Here is a 444-nt window from a genome sequence, read left to right on the forward strand (position 1 = left end):
GCGCCGGCCCTCGCGGCCGAGCCCGTCGGTGAGCGAGCGCGACCCCGAGGCGACCCCGGCGATCGCGGCGACGCCGAGCGCGATGCAGAACAGGAACACGACGAAGCCCGAGAGCCCGCCGCGCAACTCGCGCAGCGCGAGGCGCAAGGTGAGCGGCAGGGGGCTCCGGCGCGGCGGCTGGCGCCGCGCCTCGGGCGTCCCGAGGGTTCCGTGCATCGCCGTGCCTCAGGCCGGGATTCCGGCCTCGATCCGCCCTGCGCGTACCCGCACGGTGCGGTCGCAGAGCCGGGCGAGGCCGGGATCGTGGGTGACGAGGACCAGGGTGGCGCCCCGGTCGCGCTTGAGGGCGAAGAGCAGGTCGACGATGCCGGCCCCCGTCGCCTCGTCGAGGTTGCCGGTGGGCTCGTCCGCCACCAGGATCGCCGGATCGGGCGCGATGGCCCG

General features: G+C 76.8%; 1 protein-coding gene and 1 pseudogene. Both read right to left on the reverse strand.

Annotation, left to right across the window (positions count from 1 at the left end):
* On the reverse strand, positions 1 to 216 hold a 216-nt coding region (locus RAD16_RS41290; RefSeq protein ID WP_458163714.1), incomplete at its 3' end, for a hypothetical protein.
* Between the two features lie 9 nt (positions 217 to 225).
* Positions 226 to 444, reverse strand: a pseudogene (locus RAD16_RS41295) (ABC transporter ATP-binding protein); the annotation flags it as partial.

The organism is Bradyrhizobium sp. 18BD, assembly GCF_054185225.1.